The sequence below is a fragment of the Chryseobacterium sp. NG-CE01 genome (assembly GCF_055695505.1).
The window spans coordinates 2,645,182-2,663,726 of record NZ_CM146369.1; the positions used below are offsets into that span (position 1 = coordinate 2,645,182).

Sequence of the window (18,545 nt, forward strand, 5' to 3'; positions counted from 1 at the left end):
ATCAAAAATAACATATATGAAAAGATTATCCAAGATTTTTATGCTTTTGCTTCTCCTGCTGAATTTTTCGGTAGTTTTTGCCCAGAAATATTACGATGAGCAATGGAAGAAAGTAGCTGAAAATTCTCAGAAAGGAGCTTATAAATCTAGTCTTCCCATAATTTCAGACATACAAAAACAGGCGATGAAAGACAATAATATTATACAGCTTATTCAGTCTTTAAAGGCAGAATTCAGTATTATCAACCGAACTCAGGATGATGAAAAAAACGACACGGTAAGTCAGTTTTTCAAAAAGCTGACCGATGCTGAAAAGCAATTAAAAAATGATGATAAGATAGTATTTGAAGTTTTATTAAATGGTTTCCTCCTCGATTATTACAATGAGCATTCATGGGAAATAAGACAGCGTACCAATATCAATGCTCAGGATCTCTCACAGATAGAAACCTGGAGCAGGCTGGATTTTAAAAATTATTTAAATAAAAACTATCAGGAGCTTGATCTGCAAAAAGACAAGATGAAAAAGATTGCTCTGAAAAAATATGAAAAGGCTTTTTCAAACAGCGATTATATTTCCTATTTCCCTACATTATGGGATTGGTATCTTATCAATAAAAATATTTTTCTTGCCAACGATGATTTTTTCACCAAAAATGAACTTGAAGAAAACCGTATTAAAATCAACGCCGATTTTGATGAATTAATCGCTCAGAACACCGGGAATTCCAAACTGTATTTTATGCACAAAAAACTGCAGCAAAACTGTAATTTCAATCAGTGTAAAGACAGGCTTACCCAGCTTCAGAACCTTTTGAAATCTGATGCAGAAGGCGATTATAAAGTTCTCATTATGGAGGATATTATGAACCAGCTGATTCTGGAAAAGAAAGAAAAGCAGGCTCTGGAAATTGCTGCCCAGGCGAAAAATCAATATCCGAAATCTCTATTCATCGGCAATATAAAAAATATAGAAAATCAGATTTTAAACCCGTTTTTAAATATTAAATATGAGCAGCAGACCCAGAGCAATAAACCGATTCACTTTGTTGCAGAATATAAAAATGTTTCTGGTTTTTCAATCAATATTTATGAAGTAAAAGAGGATGTAGCATCTTTTTTAAAATATGCCAAAAATCCCTACGCCAATAAATTAAGCAGTGTCAAAAAAAATCCCGTAAGAAAAGAGGTTTATCAACTGAATGATCCAAAAGACTTTCGGAATCACAAAACATCGTTAGAAATAAAAGCGCTTCCACCCGGAATTTATCTCGCAGAATATGCTGTTGACGGAATCAGCGCCAAAGATGCCGAAGCCGAAAAAGATTTTTATTTTCTGGTCTCAGACAACAGAATTATTTACCAGTCAAAGACAGACAGAAACCAGTTAGAGAATGAATTAAAGTTGGTTAACAGCGAAAACGGACAGCCTGTTGCTAATGAAAGTCTTACGTTTTATGAATTTGTTTCAAATAAAAACGTCAATACAATACAAGGTAAAACCGACGGTAAAGGGGGTTTTAAATTTCCAGCAACAACCAACAAAGATTATTACAGAACCTTTCTCCTTCTTCAGCCAAAAACAAATGATTTTCAGTTGATGGAAGTGTATGGAAGCAGAGTGTCTGCTATTGATCAGAATAAAGAAACGAAGCGTAGTAAAGCCCAGATTTTTACCGACCGGGCCATCTACCGACCCGGACAAGCGGTTTATTTTAAAGTGATTAATACCAGTCGCAATAAGGAAATAGAGTCTGTTGTTTCAGGATTACAGCAAAAAATTAAATTAACGGATGCAAACGGACAGGAAGTTTCGTCGCAGACATTTACAACCAATGAGTTCGGCTCTTATCACGGAAGTTTCATGCTTCCGAAGGGTAAGCTGAACGGAGTGTTTTATCTCCGGACCGATACCAATGAAGGCTATAAAAATTTCAGTGTTGAAGAATATAAACGTCCGAAATTTGAAGTAACGTTTGATCCTGTAAAAGAAGAATATAAATACGGACAAACCATCGAGCTCAAAGGTAAAGCCATGATGTTTTCAGGAGTTGCTTTAAGCAATACGACGGTAAATTACGAAATTAAAAAACACAATATTCGCTGGAGATATTTCTCATGGTACCCGCAAAATGATGACAATGAAAACTCTGTTTTAGGAGAAGCCAAAACCAATGAAAAAGGAGAATTTATCATTAAGCTTGATCTGAAAAAAGATGAAAATGTGGAAGGAATTCAGGTTGATAATTACGAAATCAATGCTTCCGTTACGGATATCAACGGGGAAACACAGAGTGCGGATACACAGTTGAAAGTTGCTTCGGTGTCTCATTATATACAGGCTGAAGAAATTAACAGTATTTCTTCGGATGAAAATATAAAGCTTAAAGTTGAAACCAAAAATTATAATGAACAGAACCTTAAAAAATCGTATCTGGTAACATTATCAAAGCTGCAGGCACCGGACAGAATTTTCAGAAATAACTTCAAATCTGAGGTTCAGGATCTGCCGAAATACTCAAAAGAAGAATTCATCAGCAAATTCCCGCATGATCTTTATGATAAAAATGATGACAAGAGAAACTGGAAAACAGCTTCTGTCATTTTGGATGGAACAAAAAGAAATGAAGAATCTCTTGATCTTGGAAAACTGGAAGCGGGAGATTACCGTCTCGAATTGTACAATATCGAAGGGAAAGACACGATAAAAACGATGCAGAATTTCAGTGTCTGGGATAAAAAATCGTTAAAGCCCAATCAGAAAACCTTCCTTACGGTTTTGAAGCCTAAAAAAGAATTTGCCAGAGGAGAAAAAGCGATGGTTACTGTTTATTCTTCAGTTCCGAACACTTTATTGAATATTTTCGTTCAGGATGGTTCAGGAAAAACAATTTCAGAAGTTAGAGAATTTAAAAACGGAATTATAGAGTATACGGCTGACATTCCGAAAGATAAAAATGTACAAAATTTAAATGTTCAGTTTCAGGTAGTGGCACTCAATGATGTTCAGACCGAATCTGTCAATCTTGCCATAAAAGATGCTGAACAGCCTTTAAGAATTGAAACCGTAACATTCAGGGATAAAATCCAGCCGAATTCAAAAGAAAAATGGTCGGTAAAAGTTTCAGGAAATGAAAAAGAGAAAATCAATGCGGAGGTTTTAGCGAATATGTACGATATGTCTTTGGATAAATTTGTAATTCATAGATTCAATTGGTATAACTTATCTGTTCAGACTTCAATGGTGACTTCTTATGATATCAGAAAATATCTTAATCAGCAGTACTATCAGAAAAGACTGGAATATTTTCAGCAAAAACAGGTTGAAATTCCTGCTTTTAATTGGTTCGACGGAAGTATAAATTCCTATCAAGAATATTTGGAAGGTAAAGTTGCTGGAATTGAGGTTTATAATAACGTTGTACCAGAGCCTGTAAAAGCTCCGAAAATGGAAAGCGCGGCTATGGGGAATGAAATCGTTGTAAGGGGCTACAGTAAGGCAAAAGTTGCCAGGACAGCTTCTGAAGTTGTTTATGATAATACTAATGGTGACGGAGTTCTTGATAAAGACGACAAACCGTTGGAAAATATTCCGGTGCGCCAAAACCTTAATGAAACTGCTTTCTTTTATCCGGATTTAAAAACCGATTCTGAAGGAAACGTAAGCTTTGAGTTCACGTCCCCGGAAGCCTTAACGAAATGGAAGTTAATGTTCCTGGCTCATACAAAAGATGCCAAAGCTGCAACTTTGGAAAAAGAAGTCATAACCCAAAAAGAATTTTCGGTAACCCCGAATTATCCAAGATTTTTAAGAGAAGGTGACGAATTAAATTTACAATCAAAACTGTCGAATTTAACGAATAAAAAATTAAACGGTTCGGCAAGCTTACAAATTCTGGATGCTTTCACCAATGAAGATATTTCTTCTAAGTTTGGATTAAATTCAGCGGTTCAGAATTTTGATTTAAATGAAAACGGAAATTCGGCATTAACATGGAAAATAAAAGTTCCTGAAAATGTTTCTTCGATTATTTTGAAAGTGGTAGCCAAAGCCGGTCAGTATTCTGATGGTGAGCAAAAAGCAGTAGCCGTTTTACCCAACAGAATGCTCGTAACAGATGCGGTCCCGGTTTTCGTGAAGGAAGGTGAAACCAAAACGTTTGCATTGGAAAATCTTAAAAATACAAATTCAACAACAATTTCCAATGTTTCCAATACGCTGGAACTGACGACGAATCCGATCTGGGAAATTATGTTTGCGTTGCCAAGCCTGAAAAATGACCCGAATAATTCTGCCGATGTGATCTTCAATAAATGGTTTGCAGATGTTCTTGCTTCAGTAACTTTCAAAGCAAATCCGAAAATGCAAGCTGTTTTTGAAGAGTACCAGGATAAAGGTTTATTAAACTCCAATCTTGAAAAAAATCAGGAACTGAAACAGTTGCTGCTGGAAGAAACGCCATGGGTTTTGGAAAGTAAAAATGAACAGGAACAAATGGCTAAACTGGCATTGTTATTTGACGTTAATTCGATGAAAAATTCAATTAACCAGGATTGGGACGATTTAAGTAAACTGCAGAACCCGGATGGAGGATTCTCCTGGTATCAGGGATATCCGAGTTCCTACTCCACATCATTGTACATCCTGAAAAACTTAGGGAAAATTAATGTATGGCTGAAAAATCATGTAAGTGATTATCAAAGTTCCGAACAAAATGAACTGGTGAAAAAACTGGTTCAGTACGTAGATAATGAAGTTGCAAAATATGATACTTCAGCTTCGCTCAGATCAAATAAAGAAAACATCCTGAACAACTGGACGCTGGACTATCTTGATGCCCGTAATTACTGGGAAAAACAATATCCTTTAAAAGGAAAAGGAGAAACAATAAAATCGTTGGTAAAGCAAAAAGCCAAAACGGCAAAAATCACGGATTTCACATTTTTTGGATTACATCGCGCGGCTTTACTGATGAATGATTTCGGTTTGAAAGATGTTTCAGATAAACTGATGAATTATTTAAAAGAAACTTCTGTAGACTCAAAAACTCAGGGCGTTTACTGGAAGCAGAATCTTGATGACTGGGGCTGGTTCAGTTCTAAAGTGGTGAATCATGCCGGGGCATTGGAAGCATTTAATAGATTAAAGCCTAATGACCAGAAATTCATTGAAGACATGAAAATATGGCTCATCACGCAGAAAGAAGTGAATTCATGGGGAAGTTCCCGTGGAACGGCGGAAGTTATTTTCACGATCTTAAATTCAGGAAAATCATGGACTTCTGCTGAAAGTGATAAAACAACCATCATCTGGGGCGGAAAAGAACTGAAGCCGGAAACTCAGGCAACGGGCTATGTGAAATCTACAATAAAAACGGATGTTCTCAATAAAAATCTTGCGGAGGTTACCGTTACCAAGCCGGGACCGGGAGTTGTTCAGGGTGGCCTGTTCTGGCAGTATTATGAAAATCTGGATCAGATCAAATCTTCTGAGAATTATGTATCCATAACGAAAGAACTGTACAGAAAAATTAAAACAGTTAACGGAGAAGAATTACAGAAAATTTCCCAGGAAACGCCATTGAAAATTGGTGATAAGGTGACAGTACGTATGATTTTGAACACAGACCGCGCTATGGAATTTATTCACATCAAAGACATGAGAGCCGCAGGTTTTGAGCCTTTGGATGTATTATCCGGTTACCAGTGGAAAAATAATTTAGGCTATTATCAGTCTACCAAAGATGCTTCCACAAATTTCTATATTCAGTACATGCCGAAAGGAAAATATGTATTTGAATATGATTATGTAGCCAATGCTTCCGGAAAATTTTCAAACGGGATCACCACAATCCAGAATTATTATGCCCCGCAGATGAATGCGCATACGAAAGGAAGCAACGTCAATATCTCGGAATAAATCATAATTATTAAAACTTCTCATTTTGAGAAGTTTTTTTATTTAAAAATAGTTTTTTGTTTAAAAAAAAATGACAAATAGGGGAAGTTGTGAAACAAATTCTTTTTAATAAAAGGTGAAATAAATTCTTCAAAAACTGATATATTTGCTTTTCAACAATATAATAAACTATGGAAAATGTTTTTGATGCTAAAGTAGCTCAGAATTACATCGACAGAATCAATGCACTAACTCCTGAAATACAGCCGTTATGGGGAAAAATGACGGTAGACCAGATGCTGGCTCACTGTAATGTTTCTTATGAAATGGTCTACGAACCGGAAAAGCACAAAAAACCGGGATCCATTGCGAAATTTATCCTAAAGACATTCGTGAAATCTAAAGTTGTCGGTGAAAAAGGGTATCCCCGCAACAGCCCTACTGCTCCGCAGTTTATTATTGCCGACAGAAAGAATTTTGAAGATGAAAAGAAAAGACTGATCGGCTTTATTCAGAAAACCCAGCAGTTGGGAGAATCTGCTTTTGACGGCAAAGAATCTTTTTCATTCGGTAAGCTGAAAGCGAAAGAATGGAGCAACATGTTTGCGAAGCATCTCAATCATCATCTGGCACAATTTGGCGTATGATGAGTATGAAAAAAATTGTACTGCTTATTCTGCTTTCACTTTTTTCATTTTCTTTCGGTCAGTCATTGAATAATTTTCCCGCGAAAAACGAAGACTTCAGTGCCTTTCTGATGAATTATGAAACACCTTTTCAAGGAACCATTGCCGATGCTGAAACAATAATAAAAATAAAGGTTGAAAAAGCAGTGAAGAATCCCGAAAGACAGGAACAGTACTTTATCTCCGGATATTCTGAAGTGAAGGAGGGGAACAGAACAAAATTTTCCGGTAAGATCGTATTTACCCAGAGATATAATGTGAAAGATCTTCCTGATGATATGCTGATCTTTGGAGATTTTGTTCTGAAAGAACCAGAATCGGGAGAGCATTCAGGCGTGTTCACGGGGAAAATAAGAATCCAGTCGCAGAAAGTTATTACAAAAACCAGCCGCGCAGGTGTTACCTGGAAAGGAAAATGGAAAAACTATTCCCAAACCCTGGAGTATGAAGCCTGGTGGGCTAATTTCGTACCTACCGATATTTCCAAAGTAATATTCAAATAAAAAGCAAAAACACATGAAAAAATTATTATTCTTCTTTGTTCTCATTTCAAATGCTGCGTTTTCGCAAATGCCCGATATATCTAATGTCTGGCTGAATAACAGCAAAGCTTACACGGGAACAATCGGCAGCAAAAATCAGGAGATTAAGCTTAAAATCGATATTTCCGAGCAGGACAGGAAAAATGATCAGGAATATTTTGTTTCCGGCTATACGCTTGTCGATAAGAACTATACAAAGTTTGAAGGCAAATTTAAAATCAAAAAGTATAAAGACTCCGGTAAAAAAGGAACTGTTTACGGTGAATATGAGCTTGCCGAAGAATACAAAGGAAAGCATTCGGGGATGTTCAGGGGGAAATTTGTTTATAATTTCCGTTGGGATAAAAACAGCGAAAAAATTGAACAGCAATATATAGAGCTTACTGGTGACTGGAAAAGCTATGACGGTACATTGGATTTCAAAACCCGCATACAGAACAGTCAGTAATTAAGATAATCCTTAAAAAAACAAAATATGAAATTAGGAGCTTTTTCAATAAGTCTTAGTGTCAAAGACCTTCAGAAGTCCAAAGATTTTTACGAAAAACTAGGATTCAGCCAGATGGGCGGAAATATGGATCATAATTATCTTATTATGAAAAACGGAGATCACATCATTGGCCTTTTTCAGGCTATGTTTGACGGAAATATGCTTACTTTTAATCCAGGGTGGGACCAGAATGCCCAGAACCTTGAGAGTTTTGACGACGTGCGCGATATTCAGAAACGTTTAAAAGAGCAGGGAATCGAACTTGAAAAAGAAGCCGATGAAAACACTTCCGGTCCGGAACATATTTACCTTAAAGATCCCGACGGAAACATGATCCTGATCGATCAGCACAGATAATAAATAATTAGAAATAAATTTTATGGCAACAGTAAATGTGTATTTAACATTCAACGGAAACTGCAGGCAGGCTTTCGATTTCTATAAATCCGTTTTTGGCGGAGAGTTTCCCTATATTGGTACTTTTGGCGAGATGCCTCCAATGGAAGGCAAAGAAACTCCCGAAGAAGACAAGGATAAAATTATGCACGTAAGTCTTCCGATTTCCCAGGAAACCATCCTTATGGGAAGCGATACAGGAAGAGAGTGGGCATCCAACCATAAAGAAGGAAACAATTTCTCGATTTCCATCAACGCAGAATCAAAAGAGGAGGCAGATAAGCTGTTCAACGGACTCTCCGAAGGCGGTAAGGTGACCATGCCGATGGAAGATACTTTTTGGGGAGCCTATTTCGGAATGTTCACCGATAAATTCGGAATCAACTGGATGGTAAATTATGACGATCCTGCAAAAATGCAGCAGCATCCTTAAACATTAAAGAATATACCGGCCTACACGCCGGTTCTTTTATGATAATTTGTAGCCGATAAACAATATTCCTAATATAAATCATTTTCATAACCTGATTATTTTGCTTATTATTGATAGATAATATTAAATTTTAATGATTTAATAGATTTTAATAATAAATAAAGCGAAATGAAAATTTTAAGATTGTTTGCAGCAGGGCTTTTTATGTTCGGAATCTCTTCATTGCAAGCCCAGAAAAATGATCTCGGTGCATGGTATATGTATTTTGGGAACAATAAGATCAGCAAAAAATTAAACCTGCATAACGAAATCCAGTACAGGAATTTTGATGCAGGAGGAGATCTGGAACAGCTTCTCGTCCGCACGGGAATCGGGTATGATCTTGCAGAAAACAACAATAATATATTGCTCGGCTACGGATTTATTCTCAGCAGGCCCTACGTAAACGGTGAAAAAACCGAAAATATTGAACACCGAATATTCCAGCAGTATATTACAAAACAGAAATTCGGGCGCTTCAATATTCAGCACCGTTACAGACTGGAAGAACGCTTTCTTGAAGACAACTTTAGGATGAGGTTCCGGTATTTCTTAGGATTTAATATTCCGATTAACAATAAAGAACTTCTTCCGAAAACTTTTTATGCATCTGCTTATAACGAAATTTTCCTGCATTTCGACAGTCCGGTTTTCGACAGAAACAGGGTGTACGGCGCTTTGGGATATGTGATCAACAAAAATATGAGAATCGAAGCCGGATATATGAATCAGATCCAGGAAAACAGAAACCGCGGACAAGTTCAGATCGGGTTTTACAACAATATTCCTTTCACCAAAAATTAATAAATGTAATATTCCGGGGATTTAATTTGTGTTTGTGATATGGTTTTTCAGCAGGTAAAATTCGTTAGCATTCTTTTTTAAAAAAAATAGTACATTTAGTAATGAATATGATTTATGTAGAAGAGAATGTCAGAAAAATTGCATTAAAATGATAAAACAAAAGATATGAGCCATCCGATTATCATAGAACAGAAAGTCAATGCTCCTGCAGAAAAGGTCTGGAAAGCGTTAACCGACAGGACCGAAATGAAAATATGGTATTTTGATATTCCTGATTTTATTCCGGAAGAAGGAGCTGTTTTTAATTTTTATGAACCCGGAAACGATAGGAAATATCATCATCAGGCAGAAATTCTGGAAATTATCCCGGGAAGAAAGTTGAAACATACATGGTTTTACCCTGAATTTTCGGATCGGAAGACAACTTTAAGCTGGGAGCTTCAGCCGGATGGTGAACAAACTATTCTAAGACTGGTTCATGAAGATATTAATGGTTTTAACGATCTTGGCGAAAATTTTTCCGAAAAAGCTTTCACGGAAGGATGGAGACAGATTATAGACCAGAGTCTTGTACCTTACCTTGAAAGTTAATTGTTCATCACAATCAGTCAGTACAAATATTGCAGGGTATAAATATTACAATTTAGTGAACCAATGAAGGAAATTAGCAGGGAGCAATAAATTTTGCTAATTTTGGAAAAATTTATTTAGAAATCAATGAAGAAAAATATTATAGCTGGTTTTGCAGCAATCTTGTTACTGACAGCTTGTAAGAATGATAAAAAAGTTCTGGATGCACTGATAGACTACAACAACTCAATGGAGCAGAAGGGTTATCACTTCGGAGACAAACTGATACTGCCAAATGAAGTCACCAGTGAAGCAGAAAGTATTTCCATAAGTTTCGGAGATAAAGAAACTTCTAATTTAACGATTGACCCGAGATTTTTCACCTTGGGCGATAATCCGGTTACGTTTAATATTAAAACAAAAGGAGGCGAAACCCTCACTCAGGATGCCACTATTAACGTTTTTGCAAAAAATCCGGAAGCAAAAATATCCTACGAAATTGTAGCAGAATATCCTCATGATCCCAAAAACTTTGTTCAGGGTTTCCAGATCGAAGGAAATACGATTTATGAAAGTGACGGACAGAACGGTTCTTCCCAGATTTTAAAATATACATTGGGCACTACAACGCCGCTGGCATCAACAAAACAGCCTCAGGAAGATTTTTCTGAAGGCAGTACCATTGTAGGCGATAAAGTGTATCAGCTTACATGGCAGAGTAAAAAAGGATATATTTATGATAAAAGTTCTTTGAAATTATTATCTGAATTTGCCTATCCCAATGTGTTGGGCGAAGGCTGGGGACTTACCTACGACGGTAAAAACCTGATCGCATCAGACGGCAGCAAGCTTTTATACTTCCTTGATCCGGCCAATCCTTCGAAACTGGTAAAATATATTGCGGTAGCCGGAAGCTCACAGGCCTACGATCAGCTCAATGAGCTGGAATACCACAACGGATTTATTTACGCCAATGTATGGCAAAAACCGGTTATTCTCAAAATTAATCCTCAAACCGGCGAAGTCGTAGGTACATTTGATTTCACTGATATTGCAAAACAAAATACCAAAGGAAGTGATGATGTACTCAACGGAATTGCCTTTAAAGGTGAAAATATGCTGGTAACCGGAAAAAACTGGCCTAAAATCTACGAAGTAGCTATTAAATAATTTAGATCGAAACAAAAAATTGAAAAAAAATCTCATCTCCGGTCTTGCACTGATAATGTTGCTGATATCGTGTAATGACGATAAAAAAATGCTGGATATTCTTGCAGATTATAATCATTCAATGGAAGATAAAGGTTATCATTTTGGAGAACGTATTAATCTTCCGGGAGATGTAACAGATAATGCAGAGGCCATTACCATCAGTTTCGGAGATAAAGAAACCTCTGCAATGATTGTTGACCCTAAGTTTTTTGAGTACGGAGAAAACAAAGTAACATTCAGGATCAGCACCAGGGGTGGCGAAACACTCAATCAGGACGCAACGATAAATGTTTTTTCAAAGTATCAGGAGCAGAATATTTCTCATAAAATCGTAGCGGAATATCCTCATGATCCCGACAATTTCCTGGAGGGTTTCCTGGTTGAAGGAAATACGGTTTATGAAAGTGATGGCTTAAAAAATTCTTCACAACTCATTAAATATACTTTAGGAAGCACAGCTCCTACAATTACGGAAAAGCAGCCTGCTCATATATTCTCAGAAGGATGCGCTGTTGCGGGTGATAAAATTTATCAGCTCACCTATCAGAATAAGCTCGGATTTATTTATGATAAGACAACATTAAAAAAGCTTTCTGAATTTCCTCTGCCGAATGAGATCGGAGAAGGATGGGGGCTTACCTTTGATGGTACAAACCTTATCGCTACAGATGGCTCAAACAAACTTTATTTTCTTGATGTTAATAATCCTTCTAAGGTAGTCCGGGAACTTTCTGTAGGAGGTTATAAAGATATTTATACGCAACTAAACGAATTGGAATATCACCAAGGCTTTATCTATGCAAATGTCTGGCATCAGCCCTTTATTCTTAAAATTAATCCACAAACTGGAGAAGCCGTAGGAAAATTTGATTTTACAAAGATTACGGAAGAAAATACAAAGAATGATAAAGAGCATGTACTGAATGGTATTGCCTTCAAAGGTGAAAATATGCTGGTAACAGGAAAAAACTGGCCAAAAATTTATGAAGTTGCCATTCGGTAACGGACATCATCACTGTTAAAATTTCCGGCATTTTTATAAATAATAAAATAAAATAGTAAATTGGTAGCGTTCCGGATGAACGCTACTTTAGTAGAATAATTTGAGAGTAATATATTTGATATTTGTATTCGTTTTCTGTTCACTTTCTGCACAGAAATCTCTTCCTTTGGATACTCTGAAACTGAAGGAAGCCAGAGATATGCTTGCCGATGATTACGGAAATCTCTATATCTACAAAAACAAAAATTTCAGTCTTACCAAGTATGATTCGCTTGGAAAACAGATCGGGCAGATGATGCTTACGGTGCCTTTCAAAGTCCAGTCTGTACAGAATCCGCTGAGTGTGCCGCTTTTCTCAGAAAATGCCCAGGAACTTAAATTCGTTGACCAGAATATGAATGAGATCCAGCGTGTGGATTTTAAACAGAAATTCGGGTTTATCAAAATAGCCTATGCGGAAGATCTTCAGCAGCTTTGGTTACTGGACGAGAGTACGAAAAGACTCATCCAGTACAATTTCAGGAACGAAACCATTATCAATTCTTATCCTTTTGATGCAAGTTTTGACGATCTTATGGATCTTCTGGTGTACGAGAATAAGATTTATATATTAACCAAACAGGCTTTCAGGGTATATACTTTTAAGTTTGAAAAAATCTTTGAGGCACCGGTAGAAAACGGAAAACGCTTCAGAAGAGAAAATGAATTTATTTTAGTAATTACCAATAATTCTATTCTAAAATACGTTCCGGAACAAGAAATGATTAAGATTTTTCAGGATCCGAAGGCACGGATTGTGGATAAAAATACTCTTTCTTATTTTGAAATCAAGGCCAACAAACTTTATCTTTACAGCCTCGAAAACAACGATGAGACTCAGCAACAGGCAGAACCTGATCTTCAGCAGAAAGTGCCGGAGCAGGTGGTAAAGCAACCGGAGGAGAAGGTTTCTGAAGCGGGCAGCCAGGAAGAAAAGCTGGAGAAAAAAACTCAGGAAATTGAGGAGAAAAATCCTGCCGAAAGTTCTTTGCAAAAGCTGATTGAGGAAATCTCTACGCTGGAATCGGTCGGTGATTAATCGGATAAAACCATAATATTAAGGAGAAGATATGCATATTGCAGTTACAGGAAATATTGGAGCTGGTAAAACTACGTTAACGACCATGCTTTCTAAGCATTACGGATGGGATGCACAATTTGAGGATGTCGATCACAATCCTTACCTTGAAGATTTTTATGCGGATATGAGTAAGTGGAGCTTCGCGCTGCAGATTTATTTTTTGGGAAGCAGATTCAAGCAGGTGAAAGAAATAAGGGAAAGTGGTAAAAATATCATTCAGGATCGTACGATTTATGAAGATGCCCACATTTTCGCAGAAAACCTGAACGATATGAATTTACTTTCAGACAGGGATTTTAATAATTATTCATCTGTATTCAGTTTGATGAAATCGTTTGTTTCAGCACCGGATCTTTTGATTTATCTTAAATCTGATGTTCCTAATCTGGTAAAAAAGATTTATAAGAGAGGAAGAGAATATGAAGCATCCATCAGCATCGAATATCTTTCCAAGCTTAATCAGAAATACGAAAAATGGATCTCTAATTATACGGAAGGTAAGCTTCTGATTATAGAAGTTGATGATCTTGATTTCGTAGAAAAGCCCGAAGATTTCGGATTTATACTGGAAAAAATAGAGGCAGAGCTTTATGGACTGTTTTAACAAAGATTTATTATAAATTAAACAGAATCTGGCGATATTCTTGCTAAATTTGTTAAGAACAGTATATTTTAAACACCAATAAACATGTTAGTGAAAGTTTTACACAACGGGAATTGCTCAAAATCCAATGCGGTTTTGGAATATCTTGATGAAAATGGGGTTCCGTTTGAAATCATTAATATAGTAGAGGAGCCGCTGAGTGTTCAGGAAATTAAGACCGTTCTAAAAAAGCTGAATCAGAATGTTTCTGATATCATCAGAAAAAATGAGAAGCTGTATCTTGAAAAATATGCTGATAAAAACCTTTCGGAGGAAGAATGGATACAGGTTTTATCTGAAAATCCTTCTCTTATCCAAAGACCTATCCTGATCAAAGGTTCCGTAGCAATGCTGGGAAGGCCGGTTGAAAATGTGAAATATTTTATAGAAAAGTAATAAACGAAAGAAGTCAGCCCTGGAGCTGACTTACTTTTTATAAGAGAATCACGCCTTCTATTTTGGCAACTTCCTTATAGATCCTCACAACCTGATGGGCATCCAATACAAAGGCGTTGATATTGCAGGCCGTATATTTTCCGTTTTTGCTTTCTCTGTTTCCCAGAGTGAATTTAATTCCGTCGAAAACCCTGTAAATCTCAGTAAGCTTAGCCTGGTCCGTCGGAATGATAAATTTAAATAAATAGTCTTCAGGAAAATCATGATGATCTTCCAGTTTCGTCCTTAAAGAATTATAAAAATCCTCAGGACTTGCATGTTGATTTCCTTGTAAAATATCCATCTCCAAATTGTAAATTATATAAATATAACGAAAATTCTTCTATTTTCCAAGCGGCCCTAGAAGCGAACTTGAATTCTGTATTTCGTAGTCTTCGATGATGTTGAACATACCGTTTACCAGCTGTTCAGAAGCAAGCTGGCTTAGTCCGCCGGCATTTACCGTACTTTTGCTGCCTCCAAGCAGTCCGCCCAGCAGATTGCTGCCGGATAAAGCGGTATTGATGCTTCTTGTAATACCATACTGATTCAGCTGCTCTTCAACTTTCGGGGTGATGGCTGCGATGAGCTGTTGCGATGTTTTCTCTTTCAGGATCAGTGTGGCAGTTCCTTTTTCTCCCTGGATAATTCTTGTGACATCCTGAGCATTCAGGCTGTTAACAGCATTTACAAGGATGGGTTTCGAAATATTCACGGTGTACACCGCTGCGTCTGCAATATATGCTCTCTCTTTTGCTACCAGCGCAGGAGCTACTTTTTCCAGCATAGAATTGATTTCCCGCAATTGTTTCGGAAGCGCCTTGTCTACCATATTATTTTGCAGAAAAGCATCTCTGTTGCTGTATATATTTACGCCTTTATCAATTCCGTTCAGTAGAAATCTTTTGATGACCGACAACCCGAGATCCGATGTTGCCAGAGTAGTGCAGGATTGCACGGTTGTATTAATAACAGCTCCCGTTCCTATGATCAAGGCAGCAGCAATAATGTACTTTTTCATTGTTGTTGATTAAAATAAATATATTCTCAAATAATAAACCAAATTTAATTACAATTATTGTTTTAACAAATTTTATAACAATAAAGGAGATGCATACCAAGAATTAAACTATAAGGCCATAATCTGGATTTTATATAAATTACCTAAAATGTTTTTTTTATTAAAATGGTGCTGGTAATTAATTATAATAATCATTTTGTTCTTAAAAATTAAATATCCTGTTTAAAATGGAATTATTATCTCTCTTTTGCGTAAAATTAACTATTTAACTAAAGAATAAAAACATTAAGTAAAATTAACATTGTTCAAGATATTTTTATAATTTTGACTAATGTCTTTTTATGAGAATAAGTATATTTTCATGATAAGCACGAAAAGATCAGGCATCTTTTCATAATTATGATTGTACGAATAAAAGATAACTATATGAAACAAAGTGATTTAAAGTATTCATGTCTCATTGCTGTTTTATACTTTGGTATGAATGTCAATGCACAAACTACACCAAGAGATACTGTTGCAAAAGAACAGAAAATTGAGGAGGTGGTGATGATTGGGTATGGAAGTAGAAAGAAAGTAGACAATACGACGTCTATTAGTTCTATTAATGCAGATGAAGTAACTAAAACAAAAGTCTTAAATGCAACTCAGGCTATTCAGGGAAAAGCAGCAGGTGTTCAGGTTATGGCTTCTGATTCACCTGGCTCTACACCTACAGTAATGATTAGAGGTTTGGGTACTGTTTTAGGAGGTAGAACTCCTTTATATGTAGTAGATGGGATGTTCATGGATAATATAAATAATATTAACTCTAATGATATTTTATCATATGATATTTTAAAAGATGCTGCAGCATTGGCTATTTATGGTAATAGAGCTGCTAATGGAGTAATTATAATTACAACAAAGTCAGGAAGAGGAAAGCTTAATGTGGAATATGATGGCCTAGTTGGTATCAGGAACCCTTTGAAAAAGGTAAAGATGGCCAATGCAAGCGAATTTGTTAATTATAATAATACAGCGAATAGCTATCTAACGCCGCCTGGAAGATCATTCTCAACAAATCAGCCTTACAATACAGATTGGTTTAAAGAAATTACGAGAACGGGTGTTTATAATCAACATAACGTTTCCATATCAGGTGCATCCGAAGCAGTTAAATATTTTTTTAGTTTAAGTAATTATGACGAAGAGTCTATACTTAGAGGGACTGACTATAATAGAACTACTGTCAGAACCAATAATGAGTTTAAGATTTCCAAAAAAATTACTTTATCACAGAATTTAAGTGTTGCATTTACCAATGTTACACCAAAACCTTTCAGTGCCTTTACTACGGCTTATAAGCAATCTCCTTTGGTGCCAGTGTATTACCCTTCAGGTCAATATGGACAGCCAATCTATGATGCTGGTGGTAATATAAGTTACTCAGGTGGTAGATTTAATAACGTTGGTAATCCTGTTAGTCAGTTGGCTTTCAATAATGAAAGAAACAAAAACATGTTGATGCAGGGGGGACTTAAATTAGATGCCGAAATTATTAAAGGTTTGAAATTTACTTCTCAATTTTCCGGAGAATATTCCAATTATAAGGCCTACAGCTATACAGATGCTTTAGGTATTTTCCTCGCTGGAGACCCTACTCGTGTTGAGTCACAATTTACAGATAGTGCAAGAAACACGTTAACAAATACCAGACAAGATTACTATAACTGGATATTATCTAATGTGTTAAGCTATAACAGAACTTTTGGGAACCATAACATAGATGCTATGATCGGTACCGAAGCTTCAGTTAAGAACGGAATTTCCGGTACATTTGTTTCCAGGAAGAACTTAGGAAATGTCTCAAATTACTGGAATCTTGAGGGAACAAATTATATTAATGATATTGTTGTTTTCAATTCTACACAAGGTAATAGAAATACCACTATTTCATACTTTGCAAGAGCGCAATATAAATTTATGAATCGTTATCTTCTAAGTGCTACGGTAAGAAGAGATGGTTCTTCTCAATTTGCTGCTGGCAATAAATGGGGAACGTTTCCATCATTTGGTGCGGGATGGATTATTTCAGAAGAATCATTCTTAAAAGACGGACCTTTTAATTTGCTGAAATTAAGAGGTGGTTGGGGAAGACTTGGAAATCAAAATGTTCCACTTAATTATCTTCCTCTGGCATCTGGTAATTCTTACAATTATGCCTTTGGCTCTAATCCGGTAAGTAATGGGATAACAATTAATAAAGGTCTTGATCCTAATCTGGGATGGGAAATTACTGAAGAATCATCCTTAGGTTTGGATTTCGGAGTTCTTAATAATAGGTTAACAGGTACATTAGATGTGTATAACCGAGAAACAAAAAACCTTATTCTTGATGTTACAAATTATTTAACTTCGGGTCAGAGTGATAAATTTAATTCACATGTGGGTTCTGTAACTAATAAAGGAATAGAAGCTTCGTTAAATTGGTCAGATAAAATAGGAGAAGAATTTTCTTATTCCATTGGAGCAAATTATTCTTACAATAAAAACGAATTAACCAACGTAAATGCAGCTAATAATATTTCACCAATCAATGGCGGAAGCTTAGGAAATGGACAATGGACAAAATTATTTGATGCTACGACTGTTGGGCACGCATTAGGAAGCTTCTACCTTTGGGAATTTGATGGTTATGATGCTAATGGAAATCTGAAATACAAAGACAATGATGGGGACGGTATTACCGGATCAGCAGATGCCGATGATAGAAAATATTTTAATTCTTATATACCTAAATCAACTTTAGGCCTAAATATCTCAATGGCATATAAAAATTGGGATTTTAATCTTAGTGGTTATGGAGCCTTTGGATTTAGCGTTTATAATGGTAAAAAAGCCCAGAGAATTTCAGGGGAAAATGTGGAAGCATCAGTCGCAAATGATTACTGGACAGCTTCTAATACAAATGCGGGTAATCCAAGACCTTATACCAGTATTCCTATTGCTTCTACCTTCTTCTTAGAAAAAGGCGACTATTTTAGAATTAATAATATTTCAGTGGGTTATACAATAAGAAATGTTGTAAATTATGTGAAGTCCGTAAGATTATATGTGAGTGCTATTAATCCCGTTATCTTTACGAAATACTCAGGATTTAATTCTGAATTAAATGCTGACGGAAATCCATATAACCTTACAGGAATCGAATTAGATTCTTATCCTTCACTGAGAACTTTTGTATTTGGTTTAAATGTTAATTTTTAAGAA

The 18,545-nt window shown here is 36.1% G+C and carries 16 protein-coding genes; 14 read left to right on the forward strand and 2 right to left on the reverse strand.

Going from position 1 to position 18,545, the window contains the following annotated elements; genetic code table 11:
* The first annotated feature begins 16 nt into the window (after positions 1–16).
* The 13 genes from ACYT6F_RS12385 to ACYT6F_RS12445 all read left to right on the forward strand — a co-directional run bounded on the left by ACYT6F_RS12385 (position 17) and on the right by ACYT6F_RS12445 (position 14,233).
* Positions 17–5,920 (forward strand): alpha-2-macroglobulin family protein, encoded by a 5,904-nt coding sequence (locus ACYT6F_RS12385; RefSeq protein ID WP_472597977.1) that lies wholly within the window; start codon positions 17–19, stop codon positions 5,918–5,920.
* Between the two features lie 170 nt (positions 5,921–6,090).
* Positions 6,091–6,546, forward strand: a complete 456-nt coding sequence (locus tag ACYT6F_RS12390) for a DUF1569 domain-containing protein (RefSeq protein WP_472597978.1) — start codon at positions 6,091–6,093, stop codon at positions 6,544–6,546.
* Positions 6,543–7,088, forward strand: a complete 546-nt coding sequence (locus tag ACYT6F_RS12395; RefSeq protein ID WP_472597979.1) for a hypothetical protein — start codon at positions 6,543–6,545, stop codon at positions 7,086–7,088. The genes ACYT6F_RS12390 and ACYT6F_RS12395 overlap by 4 nt, the downstream gene beginning before the upstream one ends.
* Before the next feature lie 13 nt (positions 7,089–7,101).
* Entirely contained in the window at positions 7,102–7,575 is a 474-nt protein-coding gene (locus tag ACYT6F_RS12400) for a hypothetical protein (RefSeq protein WP_472597980.1), read from the forward strand.
* Between the two features lie 27 nt (positions 7,576–7,602).
* Positions 7,603–7,974 (forward strand): VOC family protein, encoded by a 372-nt coding sequence (locus ACYT6F_RS12405; RefSeq protein ID WP_472597981.1) that lies wholly within the window; start codon positions 7,603–7,605, stop codon positions 7,972–7,974.
* 22 nt (positions 7,975–7,996) lie between these two features.
* Positions 7,997–8,446 carry a VOC family protein gene (locus ACYT6F_RS12410; protein WP_472597982.1) on the forward strand — a complete coding sequence of 150 codons (450 nt, stop codon included), beginning with the start codon at positions 7,997–7,999 and terminating at the stop codon, positions 8,444–8,446.
* A gap of 168 nt (positions 8,447–8,614) precedes the next feature.
* Positions 8,615–9,289, forward strand: a complete 675-nt coding sequence (locus tag ACYT6F_RS12415) for a DUF2490 domain-containing protein (RefSeq protein WP_472597983.1) — start codon at positions 8,615–8,617, stop codon at positions 9,287–9,289.
* A 165-nt stretch (positions 9,290–9,454) separates the two neighbouring features.
* Positions 9,455–9,880 carry an SRPBCC family protein gene (locus ACYT6F_RS12420; RefSeq protein WP_472597984.1) on the forward strand — a complete coding sequence of 142 codons (426 nt, stop codon included), beginning with the start codon at positions 9,455–9,457 and terminating at the stop codon, positions 9,878–9,880.
* Positions 9,881–10,006: 126 nt separating this feature from the next.
* Positions 10,007–11,029 carry a glutaminyl-peptide cyclotransferase gene (locus tag ACYT6F_RS12425; protein ID WP_472597985.1) on the forward strand — a complete coding sequence of 341 codons (1,023 nt, stop codon included), beginning with the start codon at positions 10,007–10,009 and terminating at the stop codon, positions 11,027–11,029.
* A gap of 19 nt (positions 11,030–11,048) precedes the next feature.
* Complete coding sequence (locus ACYT6F_RS12430) at positions 11,049–12,074, forward strand: glutaminyl-peptide cyclotransferase (RefSeq protein WP_472597986.1); 1,026 nt, start codon at positions 11,049–11,051, stop codon at positions 12,072–12,074.
* Between the two features lie 115 nt (positions 12,075–12,189).
* Positions 12,190–13,152, forward strand: coding sequence for a hypothetical protein (locus ACYT6F_RS12435; protein ID WP_472597987.1), 963 nt, complete (start codon positions 12,190–12,192; stop codon positions 13,150–13,152).
* 31 nt (positions 13,153–13,183) lie between these two features.
* Positions 13,184–13,798, forward strand: coding sequence for a deoxynucleoside kinase (locus ACYT6F_RS12440; RefSeq protein WP_472597988.1), 615 nt, complete (start codon positions 13,184–13,186; stop codon positions 13,796–13,798).
* A gap of 84 nt (positions 13,799–13,882) precedes the next feature.
* A complete protein-coding gene (locus ACYT6F_RS12445; protein ID WP_472597989.1) occupies positions 13,883–14,233 on the forward strand; it encodes an arsenate reductase family protein in 351 nt (116 codons plus the stop codon).
* 37 nt (positions 14,234–14,270) lie between these two features.
* On the opposite strand, the gene ACYT6F_RS12450 is transcribed toward ACYT6F_RS12445, so the two are convergent.
* Positions 14,271–14,576, reverse strand: coding sequence for a DUF493 family protein (locus ACYT6F_RS12450; protein WP_169230951.1), 306 nt, complete (start codon positions 14,574–14,576; stop codon positions 14,271–14,273).
* A 39-nt stretch (positions 14,577–14,615) separates the two neighbouring features.
* Entirely contained in the window at positions 14,616–15,293 is a 678-nt protein-coding gene (locus ACYT6F_RS12455; RefSeq protein ID WP_472597990.1) for a DUF4197 family protein, read from the reverse strand.
* A 426-nt stretch (positions 15,294–15,719) separates the two neighbouring features.
* Here ACYT6F_RS12455 and ACYT6F_RS12460 point away from each other — a divergent pair, with 426 nt between their 5' ends.
* Positions 15,720–18,542 (forward strand): SusC/RagA family TonB-linked outer membrane protein, encoded by a 2,823-nt coding sequence (locus ACYT6F_RS12460; RefSeq protein ID WP_472597991.1) that lies wholly within the window; start codon positions 15,720–15,722, stop codon positions 18,540–18,542.
* Positions 18,543–18,545 lie beyond the last annotated feature (3 nt).